A 10931-nucleotide genomic window follows, 5' to 3' on the forward strand; every position below is an offset into this window, starting at 1 on the left:
CCCGTATGTATTAACCAGTCAGATTATGACCATCGTTTAGAAAAACTGCCTGAAAAAGGCACTAGTCATTACAGCCACGCCATGAGGTTAGGCTTACGGCAGATAAAGAACCTCAGCGAAAAAGGCGCCAGGGAAATTCTCAGCAAACGCCCGAATGCTGGTTATCAAAATGCACAGGCACTTCATCAGCTGACATTGAACCAAAAGGACCTTGAGGCCCTCGCTTCTGCCAATGCTTTACAATGTTTTGCAGAAAACCGCTACGCAGCGCGCTGGGCGCTTATGAATCCGCCTCAAAACTTGGCACTACCTGAGCAAGATGCAAAGCTGCAAGTAAAAGAGGAAGCACAATACCAATACCGGCCGAGCAACTTTGACAACCTGATTGAAGATTACGCCTCGCTACAACTAAGCCTTGAGCAGCACCCTATTACCTTATTAGACCGTATAGGTTGCTTAGGAAAATTTACCCGATCAACACAGCTAGCAAAGATTAAACATCAATCCTTTGTTGATATAGCCGGTGTCGTCACAGGAAAACAATCCCCAGGAACCGCTTCAGGTGTAACCTTTATGACCTTGGAAGATGACACCGGAAACATCAATGTCGTTATTTGGGCAGGCACGGCGCGGGCACAAAAAAAAGCTTACTTGAGCGCAAAAATCCTCAAGATCAAAGGCATCCTCGAACGTGAAGGAGAAGTCACCCATGTGATTGCGGGCAAGCTAGAAGACATGACGGAACAATTAGCAGGCTTACAGAGTCGTTCTAGAGATTTTCATTAAGACGCGAGGTTTATCTACCTTCATCAATTTGCTGTGCAATAAAGCCATCAAAGTGGTCACCTAAAGTTGTGCTTGTATTCTTCGGCACTTTGTCACCTCTCGTATACCATTTAATACCCAATAATGGTTAAGCACCCATAACCAAGCAATCAAGTACGCATCCTTCAGTCGTCGGATACTCTTTCATAAGGTCTTATAAGCAAACTTTGTAGTTAGCTCTACTCTCACTCCCCAGCTTCAAAAATCGTTTCTACCATTGCAGAGGCAACTCCAGAGACTTCTACCCGATAATCGGTTTTGCCAAAACTAAGCACGGCTCCAATAAAGGTGCTGCCAATCGCGTCTAGCATCTGATCTGGCTCCAATTGCATGTTTTCACAAATTTCGGCAACTTGGTCCGAAAATTCCTGCAATACTTCTTGAGACAGTTCACTCATACATAACCTTCCTAAGCCAGAATAATTTTCTTAACCATAAGAGAATTACGTCTATAAAACAATGGATTACTTAACTTACCCCTAAGCTTTAGGTACTTTGTCACTTTATACGTATAGTTAAAAGACTGCCTTTTTTATGCAAATTGAGGCTTATCTTCAAAAACCAACTAATATTAAGGGATAGGTTGAGGTTGCCTGTCGTATTACAGAAGGTCTCTTGCTATGCAATAAATTACTCGCAAACTAGAAATGGAGAAGAAGCTTACTGTGGTAGTCTCTCTACTTGCTCAAAAACTTTTTGCTCTCGCACTATTGGTCTTAATCTGCTTTTCACATGCCAACGCTCAAGGCGATGACAAATTGATCATATTTGTCGACAAAAGTTACCCGCCTCATATGTATCAAGTTGAAAAAACAGAAGCTGACGGTTTATATCCAAGACTACTAGAAGCAACCATCAAACAGGCCGGGCTCAAAACTGAAATTAAAGCGTTACCCTGGAAGCGCGCTTTATTGTATAGCGCAAGCGGCAAAGGCGCTGTCGGCGGCGCGTATAAAAGTGATGAGCGCATAAAAACCTACGATTACTCCGCACCACTGTACCAGGAAAAACTGGTTTTATTTATCAATAAAGATAAGCCTTTTGAATTCAATTCAATTGAAGACCTGAAAGGAAAGGTTGTTGGCGTTAATCGCGGCTGGTCCTATGGCCAAGCATTCGATACAGCCAGAGAAAATGGTTTATTCACTCCAAATGTACGTAATGACCCTCACGATAATTTTAAAATTCTCGCCCTGGGAAGAATCGACTGCGTCATACTAGATCAGATATCAGGCGATTCTTATACACGCATTTTGGGAATCGAAGATAAAGTGAGCGCTTTGCCCAATGCCTTTTCAATCAATGATGTTTACCTAATTATTCCTAAAGTACTTAAGATGACCCCATTTCTAAACGACTTTAATTCAGCACTTAGGCGCATACGCGAAGATGGCACTTATCAGAAAATCGTACAAACTTTCGTGCAAGAAGCCATGTCGGATTAACATGTATTTCTATTCCTAAATCATGTATCTGCAAAAAGTTATTAATTTTTCTTCCTCCGTGTAAACCTTTTCTAACTTCATTCGTTTACGCAATACAACCGACAAACAAATGGAGTTAGAAATGAATCAATCAAAGCTACTGGCTTATACCTTTGCCTTTTCAACCAGTCTTTTTGTGGCTGGCTGTGGCGACTCAAGTAACCAGGATGACACCGCACTAATGGGAGACTTGCAAGTCGCCGTCACCGACGCTGAAGAAGACTTTTTGACCTATCGAATTGAATTGGAATCCATACAACTCAAAAAAGCTAATGGCTCACTTGTCGAAGTGCTACCGCTTCAGAGTGAAATAGACTTTGTACAATATCAGGAGCTTTCTGAGCTTTTTGCCGTATTGTCTGTACCCGCAGGCGAATACCAAAGTGTTATATTGGGCCTGGATTACAGTGAGGCTGATATCGTTATTCAAGACGAAGAGGGTGCTTCTTATGAAGCTGCCATACAAGATGCCAATGGTAATGCGATTACTCAAATTGATGTGGAGCTAAATCTTAATGAAGGCAATAGCATCAATATATCCCCTTTCAAAACCGCTCAATTGACGCTTGATTTAGACTTGGCTGCCTCAAATACTATTGAGTCTTTCGAGCCACCCTTAGTAACTGTAGAGCCTTTCATGGTCGGCAGTACCGAGCTGGATATCGATAGGGAACATCGACTAAGGGGTTTACTCGAAAGTGTTGATCTGGCCACTAATACCATCGACATGAAACTAATTCCGATGCGCTTACGTCGCGGAACCTTTGGCGATTTCAACTTCCATGTCGATGACAATACACTGTATGAGATTGATGGCGTTGAGTACACGTCTGAAGAAGGCTTAAGCTTACTAGCAGAACAAGCTGAGGGGACCCCTCTTATTGCTTTTGGTGGCCCTTCAGAAGAAGGTGAGCAACGCTACTTGGCAACACAGGTACTCGCCGGTAACAGTGTTCCTTGGGCTGAACAAGATGTATTGAAAGGCATCATCACTGCACGCAGTGACTCAAGCATTTCGATTCAAGGTGCAGTCGTCGAGACTGGCGACCAGGCGGCTCACTTTCAGACAGAAGTCACACTGGCGGTTACTGAAGATACTGTTGTCACAGGTTATCGCTTAGGTGATGCCAGCATCGCCAATTTATCGGTAGGGCAACGAATACTAGCGTTGGGTGAATTTAACGCTGACAATAATGAATTCGATAGTAGTCAAGGCCATGTCAGAATGAAGCTCAATGCCATTGTGGGCGAAGTGGTGCAGGCATCTCCTTTGGAGTTGGATCTTAGCCATATCAACAAACGACCAATTGATCTTTTTGACTTTAGTGGCACAGGCCTTGATGCGGCTAATGATGCTTCACCTGAACAGTATGAAATCAACAGCTCTACACTGGATATTAGCGCTATCGAAGAAGATGAGTGGATGCAGGTACGCGGTTACCCCAGTTCTTTCGGCTCATCACCATCAGACTTTGACGCCTTAAGCATTATCAACCCGGACTTTAGCTCCCACCCTGCCCGAATGTTCGCTTTATGGCAGTCGCCTAGTACGACAGGGCTAACAATTGAGTCGAGTGAAATCGTATTATCACTTGAAGATGCTAGAACAAAGCTACACTTGAAAGGTATCCCCGGCTCAAGCCAGTTAAGCTTCTCTCCTGAAAAGCTTGTTAGTACTGCTGAAGAAGGACGTTTCAGTATTTTGATTCGCGGTGAAGGCGTCCATATGTTTACGGATTTTGACAGCTTTATTGGCTCGGCAAGTGAGTATCTACAAAATGGCCTTGCAGTGCATCAGTTAACTGCAACGGGGCAGTATACCGACAGCCTTAAGTCACTAGACGTAAATTATGTGACGCTACGTTTAAGCGAACCGCAGGACCTAGAGCAAGATCAGGAATAGAAAGAATTGGACTACACGACCATTCGTGTAGTCCAATAAACTAAAATCACTGTTTCGGGAAGCAAAGACAGAATGGGCAAACTGTGCAGGAAATAGAGCACTTTTTGAAAGAAGTCGAGCAACGGGCATTCCGTATGACCCAATTTGCTACGCGAAACGAAGCTGATGCGCTAGATATCGTACAAGAAGCGATGATCAAGCTCGTCAACAAGTATAGCAACAAGCCGCTTGCTGACTTGAGACCCCTATTCTTCAGAATATTGGAAAACAGCATTTTGGATTGGCACCGTAAGGAGCAGCTAAAAAAGAAAATATTCTTCTGGCGAATTGATGAAAGTGACGCCGAAAGCGAAGTCGAAATGGCTGACCTCAGCGCAGACCCACTGAACTTATTGGACAGTGAAAAACTAGGAGAACATTTACTTAAAGTCATCGAACAACTTCCAGTCAAGCAGCAGCAATGCTTCTTACTCAGGACGTGGGAAGGTTTATCGGTTCGGGAGACTGCAGAAGTAATGAAGATCAACGAAAATAGTGTGAAGAGCCATTACTTTCGCGCTATGGAAAAGCTGCGCTCATCAAAAGCGCAATTGCAGTAAACCAGAGTTCAGGTCAAGAGAATGAACGATAAAGAAATTCAACAACGAGCTAAGCAAGCGCTGGACGAAAGTACCCGGAATCTTTCCCCTAAAGTACAGCGCAGCCTATATCAAGCAAGACAAGACGCTATGGCACAAAATTCAAAGCCATGGTTTAGGCACCCCTTAGTAGGATTCACAGTGGCAGCAAGCTTTTCGGCTGTTCTGTTGATAAACTATTTGCCACAGAAGCAAGGAGAAAATATTCCAAACCTTGTTCAAGCAAATATTGACGACTTTGTTCTACTATCGAACTTCGACGAAACAGACTTGGATATTGCAGAAGATTTAGAGTTCTCCTATTGGTTATCGGAACAACTAGAAAATGAAACAATACCTGAAACCTTATCTGTTAGTGAGCTGCGTAATGGCTAATGCATTCACTACTTTTCAAGTTCGAGCTAACGAAGCGCCTATTCAAGATATGAGCTTCTTTCTGTTTCTGGCCGAGACAATCGTCAATGGCAAAGAACTTGTAACGCCTATCGACTTACAGCAGATTAGCGATAACGAGCTGTCCAACTCCAAGGATCACGACTTGGTGCCCAGTGAACCTGAAAATAGCGAACAGGAGGCAAACCATGAATAAGCTTCCCAAGCACTTAATCACATTATTACTGGCCAGCTTTGTTTCGCTTTCTTTTGCAGAGGAATGGTCATCTTTGCCAAACGAAACCCAAATATTACTCAGCCCTTTTCAATCACAATGGGATAGCTTAGACAAAACCAAGCAAGAAGCCTTGGTTACAGGGGCAAATCGTTGGGCAAATATGGATAAGGAGCAAAGAGAACTTGCGAAGCAGCGCTTTTCCAAATGGCAAACGCTATCACCTGAAGCACGCTCGGCCTTAAAAGATAAAATGCAGCGCTTTAAAGCCCTGCCTGCTGAGCATCAGAACTCTCTGAGAAAGAGTATGCGTAAATTTAAGCAACTCCCAGAGGCAAAAAAGCAAAAGCTGCGTCAGAGCTTCAAGCGGCTCAGCCCAAGCCAAAGAGCAAAGCTAAGACGTAATATTCGCAAGCCTTAGTCACTTCTTCTACCAAACCAGCCCAAAGCGCAGGTTCCATTGGGTACCGATATTGTCGAGGTCAATCGCTTCTTCAAACGATAACTCGACTTGATATCGATCGATTAACAGCTCAAGGCCTGCGTTGATTGAACCAGAGCTATCGGTTTCCAGATCACTTTCAGTGCTAGACGTTAATGAAGCACTCCGGCGGAAGATACTCGTTCGCGTCAAGCCTTCGCCTTGGAAGAAGTTAGTCCAGGACAGACCAAAAAATGGACTTAATGCAGCGTGGCTATTCAATTCATAGAAGTAGCTTAAACTCAAAGACGGAGCCGCAAACCAGCCAGACTGACTGGCTTCCAAAGTAATAACATTTTCATTGAGGTAGCTTTGGTTGAGGGAGTCAACATATTGGAAGCCAAGCTGAAGTGAAGGTACGAGCGACCAAGCATCATAAGCAAAATAGCCACTAACTCCCGCACTGTATTCACTGGTCTCGCTATATTCTTCAAGCCGATTACCAGACGCTGCCCAAGCCTTCATCTCGGGTTTGCTATAGACATAACTCAATACCAGATCAACTGATAAAACAGGGTAGGCTAATGAAACACCAAAGCCCCACACCTTTTTCTCTAACTCAGCATCTTGGGCAAAGCTAGTATTTGCGGTTTCTTGCCAAGTATCCAGCGTGAGCATCGGCCCTTTCTGGCTAATAAAGGTGTATGTGAGATCTATAGATTCCGGGCTTAAATCAGCATCAAAACTATTGAAGCTAAGCGTTTCGCTATGCACGCCATAACTAAAGCTTAAAGAGTGCAGATTATCTTCACCAGACCAAGCAGATAGTGGAAATAACAAAAGTGCGAATAATCGATGCATATTAGGTATTTTGGTCCCATATAAAGAGTTCGAAGAGTAGCCTTAATGGCTCTGAATAGAAACCTATAAAAGCAATTCCACGCTTTCAAGCACACCCTAGTTCTGTTAAATTTCGCGCTCCACTTTCAAAAATAACAAGGATGCCACAAATGTCTCTACGAAAAGTCGTGAGCTTTCTAGCAATCGTCATATCAGTTCAGTTTTTAGTTGCCTGTGATGACAAGGTTGAACACACCCACAAAGTAGAAAAACAAGACTCATACACGCTAAAACTGGCAGAAACCTGGGGGCCTAATTTTCCTATTTTTGGTGACACCTCCAAGAATATGGCATCGATGGTCGAGAAGATGTCGAACGGTCGCTTAAAGGTCGTCATTCACTCTTCAAACAAGCATAAGTCTCCTTTTGGTATCTTCGATATGGTTAAGTCAGGCCAATACGATATGGGCCACTCTGCATCTTACTATTGGAAAGGTAAAGTGCCTGCCACCATGTACTTCACTACCATGCCTTTTGGTATGATCGCCTCCGAACAATATGCATGGTTTTACTACGGCGGTGGCATGGAATTAATGAATGAGCTATATGACCAGTACAATCTCATGTCCTTCCCTGGCGGTAACACAGCTAACCAGATGGGCGGCTGGTTCCAGAAAGAAATTAATACTGTAGAAGACCTGCAAGGATTGAAAATGCGTATTCCTGGCTTCGCGGGTGAAGTCATTGCCAAACTGGGCGCCAAACCTACGAATATTCCCCCAGGCGAGTTATATACCGCACTTGAACGCGGCACCATTGATGCGCTCGAGTGGGTAGGCCCCTCTCTTGACCTGCGCATGGGTTTCCACAAAATTGCACCGTATTACTATACCGGTTGGCATGAGCCCGGTGCTGAACTTCAGTTCCTGGTTAACAAGAAGAAGTTTGAAGGCCTACCGGCAGATCTTCAAGAAATCCTTAAAACAGCTATGAAAGCTTCCTCATACGATATGTATGCGCAAGCTATGCATGAAAGCGCTAAGAACTGGGCAACGATTAGTACCGAATATCCGAATATTCAAGTTAAAACCTTCCCTACTGAAGTACTTGCTGCGATGCGTCAGGCAAATGAAGACCTGCTAGCCGAAAGCGCCTCTAAAGATGAGTTCGCTGCGCGAGTGCTTAAGTCTCAGAAAGAGTATCTGGAAAAAGCACGTGCCTGGACCAATATGTCTGATAAGGCCTATTTAGATAGCACAGCCCCCTAAGATAAGGTCTGCACGTTAATACTATGCAAGTAATTCTAGCCCTGGATACTCTGTTTAAAAGCATTGCGCGTTTATGCGGAGTACTCTCGGCTAGCGCCATGCTCTTACTACTCATCAACGTTTTCTACGATGTGGTCATGCGCTATGGCTTTAATGATGTATCGATCGGTATGCAGGAACTGGAGTGGCATCTCTTCTCTTGCGTGTTTCTACTAGGTATTCCCTATGCGATTCAAGAAAATGCCCATGTCCGCGTGGATATTTTCTATGATCACTGGCAAGACCAGACCAAGGCCTGGATTAACCTCTTAGGTACGCTCATTCTTATCCTTCCCTTCATTATACTTGTGACTCACTTTAGCCTTGGTTTTGCTTATGAGTCTTATCAAATGGGTGAAGGCAGTGGTGACCCGGGCGGCCTACCTCATCGCTGGTTAATCAAGAGCCTGATGCCTTTGTCTTTTATACTGATTGGTTTGGCAAGTTTAAGCATGATCACTCAGGCTCTCCGTGTAATCGTTGGGAAAGAAGCTTACCCAAGAAGCAAAGAGGTCGGCTTGTCATGAGCGGTATCGTCATGTTCGTGGTTGCCCTGCTAATGCTGATGCTGGGCTTTCCCGTCGCCTTTACTTTTGCAGGAGTGGCTCTGGCATTTGGTATTTGGGCAGAGGGTTTTGAGCTGTTTGCTTTTATGCCCTACCGCATACAGAGCATTATGGAAAATACCATTCTGATGGCTATTCCCTTGTTCATTTTTATGGGCGTCATACTCCAGAAAACCAAGCTGGCTGAGCAACTCCTTGAATCGATGGCACAGTTATTCGGCAGACTCAATGGTGGCGTAGCCATTAGCACCATACTCGTCGGCTCTTTGCTCGCCGCCTCAACCGGTGTAGTCGGTGCCAGTGTGGTTGCGATGGGTTTGATATCCCTGCCTTGCATGCTCAAGTATAACTACGATAAACAACTCAGCTGCGGCACCATTTGCGCATCGGGCACCCTTGGTCAAATCGTGCCGCCTTCTATTATTTTAATTATTCTTGGCGATGTACTGGGTTTACCTGTTGGCGACCTGTTTAGAGCCGCTGTTGCGCCGGGGGTTTTGCTGATAGCTCTTTACATTGGCTACATAGTATTTGTAACAAGTCGAAACCCGGCCTTGGCTCCTGCTATGCCTATTTCAGAGGAAGATAAGAGCGAACAAATACGCAAAGCCTTATTAGCCATTATTCCTCCCTTAGCGCTGATTTTTGTTGTACTCGGTTCTATTTTTGCCGGTATTGCTACACCAACGGAAAGTTCAGCATTAGGTGGTATTGGTGCGATATTTCTGGTTCTACTCTACAAGCAGTTTAATTTCCAGATGCTCTGGGATAGCGCTAAGGAAACCGTCAACGTCACAGCAATGGTGTTCGCTATTCTGATCGGTGCCACGGCCTTCTCTATGACCTTCAGCTATTCTGGCGGCGATATGATACTGGAAGAATGGTTGTTGCAACTTCCAGGCGAAAAATGGGGTTTCTTGATTCTCACTATGTTGGTCATTCTGATTCTAGGCTTCTTTATCGACTTTGTTGAAATCTCTTTTATTATCATCCCTGTTCTGGCACCTATCGCAGAAACCCTAGGTATCAGCATGCTTTGGTTTGCAATTCTGATTGCAATGAACCTGCAAACCAGCTTCCTCACCCCTCCCTTTGGCTTTAGTTTGTTCTATTTAAAGGGTGTGGCACCGCCGAGCATCAAAACCAGTGATATCTACCGTGGTGTAATGCCATTTATTGCGATTCAGGTAAGCGTTCTTTTGGTCTTATTGATCAAACCAGAATGGTTCGGACTTTAAGTAGAATCTTATAAGCCAAGCCTAAGTTTGTGAACTAGTCAAAAATTTCGTTTATTTTTCCTCTCATGGTCTATTCTTAAAAGTAGGACTTAATAGCGCTTATCAAAACGGGATTGAAATGATGGTTACCACCTGCCCTCAGTTTACTGAGCTAGACAATGAAATAACGCAAGATTTTGCAGAGTGTTTACAAGAGAATATTGAGCAGATCGAAGCTTGTATCGCATTACTTGATAACTCAAAAGATCCGGAACTTGTTCATCGCCTTTTTAGAGACATTCACTCTCTAAAAGGTAATTGCCGTATGGTATTTCTCGACCCCTTGGTCGAAACAATTCACGCTCTCGAAGAAATCGTCTCTGACATGCGCCAAGGCCAGCGTACCTATCTTCCTATGTACGGCGAATTTATCTTTGCCATCGTTATTCGTATACGGGATATGATCAATACACTGATTAGTGATGGCCAGGTAGAAGGTACGCCTCAGGCGACCATGCTTAAGGTTATCGAAGATGTCAGAGGCTGCACTGCAGGCCAGGACCTGAAAGCACTTGATAAAGCAATGGACCAGCTGGTCGGGGCGAAGAAAAGTAGCACTGAAGAAGAAAAACCCGGCAGTATCGCGCTGAGCCTTGAGCATCAGGACAACCCTGACTTAGCATTTTTTAGAAAGCTTGCCTTACAGCTAGATGACTTAGGCATATACAAACAAGGTAGAACAGATTCCATTCTAGAGTTGTGCTTATCTACCAACAAAGACCTTGAAGAGCCTATCGATACAGACCAATTAACTGCTGCAGTCTATCTTCACGATATCGGCATGTCTTTAGTCTCGCCCGACATACTTAATAAGCCTAGCAAACTAAGCGACCAGGAATTTCGTACTATTCGCGGCCATATAGAGATGGGCTCAGAATTTCTAAGTCGTATGGAAGGTTGGACAGAAGCCGCCACGATGGTTGCTCAACACCATGAGCGATATGATGGTAAAGGCTACCCAAAGAATTTGGCAAACGAACAAATACACCGTGGTGCTATGTTAATCGCTTTGGCGGACACCTTCTATGCAGTAACCAACGAACGTGCAGATAGAAGCTACAAG

Annotated in this window: 13 protein-coding genes and 1 pseudogene; 11 read left to right on the forward strand and 3 right to left on the reverse strand. The window is 44.3% G+C overall.

The window, feature by feature from the left end; genetic code table 11:
• Positions 1–786, forward strand: a 786-nt coding sequence (locus tag A3766_RS16540; protein ID WP_231882909.1) for an OB-fold nucleic acid binding domain-containing protein, incomplete at its 5' end; no start/stop codon positions are given.
• 10 nt (positions 787–796) lie between these two features.
• On the opposite strand, the gene A3766_RS32700 is transcribed toward A3766_RS16540, so the two are convergent.
• Positions 797–874 (reverse strand): type II toxin-antitoxin system ParD family antitoxin, encoded by a 78-nt coding sequence (locus tag A3766_RS32700; RefSeq protein ID WP_156490383.1) that lies wholly within the window; start codon positions 872–874, stop codon positions 797–799.
• A 136-nt stretch (positions 875–1010) separates the two neighbouring features.
• Positions 1011–1223, reverse strand: a complete 213-nt coding sequence (locus tag A3766_RS16545; RefSeq protein WP_068634292.1) for a hypothetical protein — start codon at positions 1221–1223, stop codon at positions 1011–1013.
• A gap of 249 nt (positions 1224–1472) precedes the next feature.
• Between A3766_RS16545 and A3766_RS16550 the strand changes: the two genes are divergently transcribed.
• The 6 genes and pseudogenes from A3766_RS16550 (at position 1473) to A3766_RS16575 (ending at position 5878) form a co-directional block, all read left to right on the forward strand.
• Positions 1473–2270: an ABC transporter substrate-binding protein gene (locus tag A3766_RS16550; RefSeq protein WP_068642530.1), complete on the forward strand. Its 798-nt coding sequence runs from the start codon at positions 1473–1475 to the stop codon at positions 2268–2270.
• Between the two features lie 121 nt (positions 2271–2391).
• Positions 2392–4212 carry a DUF4382 domain-containing protein gene (locus tag A3766_RS16555; RefSeq protein WP_068634294.1) on the forward strand — a complete coding sequence of 607 codons (1821 nt, stop codon included), beginning with the start codon at positions 2392–2394 and terminating at the stop codon, positions 4210–4212.
• Positions 4213–4292: 80 nt separating this feature from the next.
• Positions 4293–4811: pseudogene (locus A3766_RS16560) on the forward strand (RNA polymerase sigma factor); the annotation flags it as partial.
• 21 nt (positions 4812–4832) lie between these two features.
• Entirely contained in the window at positions 4833–5225 is a 393-nt protein-coding gene (locus tag A3766_RS16565) for a DUF3619 family protein (protein WP_068512395.1), read from the forward strand.
• Positions 5218–5439 (forward strand): hypothetical protein, encoded by a 222-nt coding sequence (locus A3766_RS16570; protein ID WP_068512398.1) that lies wholly within the window; start codon positions 5218–5220, stop codon positions 5437–5439. Before A3766_RS16565 ends, A3766_RS16570 begins: the two co-directional genes overlap by 8 nt.
• On the forward strand, positions 5432–5878 hold the full coding sequence (locus A3766_RS16575; protein ID WP_068512401.1) for a DUF3106 domain-containing protein: 447 nt from the start codon (positions 5432–5434) through the stop codon (positions 5876–5878). The genes A3766_RS16570 and A3766_RS16575 overlap by 8 nt, the downstream gene beginning before the upstream one ends.
• A 9-nt stretch (positions 5879–5887) precedes the next feature.
• Here the strand turns inward: A3766_RS16575 and A3766_RS16580 are convergent, their stop codons facing one another.
• Entirely contained in the window at positions 5888–6739 is an 852-nt protein-coding gene (locus A3766_RS16580) for an autotransporter domain-containing protein (RefSeq protein WP_068512404.1), read from the reverse strand.
• Between the two features lie 140 nt (positions 6740–6879).
• On the opposite strand from A3766_RS16580, the gene A3766_RS16585 reads away from it, so the two are divergent.
• The 4 genes from A3766_RS16585 to A3766_RS16600 form a co-directional block, all read left to right on the forward strand.
• Entirely contained in the window at positions 6880–7986 is a 1107-nt protein-coding gene (locus A3766_RS16585; protein WP_068512408.1) for a TRAP transporter substrate-binding protein, read from the forward strand.
• A gap of 23 nt (positions 7987–8009) precedes the next feature.
• Positions 8010–8552, forward strand: a complete 543-nt coding sequence (locus A3766_RS16590; protein ID WP_068553668.1) for a TRAP transporter small permease subunit — start codon at positions 8010–8012, stop codon at positions 8550–8552.
• Complete coding sequence (locus tag A3766_RS16595) at positions 8549–9829, forward strand: TRAP transporter large permease subunit (protein ID WP_068512414.1); 1281 nt, start codon at positions 8549–8551, stop codon at positions 9827–9829. Before A3766_RS16590 ends, A3766_RS16595 begins: the two co-directional genes overlap by 4 nt.
• Positions 9830–9947: 118 nt before the next feature.
• The coding region (locus A3766_RS16600; protein WP_068642532.1) for an HD-GYP domain-containing protein at positions 9948–10931 on the forward strand (984 nt) is incomplete at its 3' end.

This window comes from Oleiphilus sp. HI0132 (genome assembly GCF_001635845.1).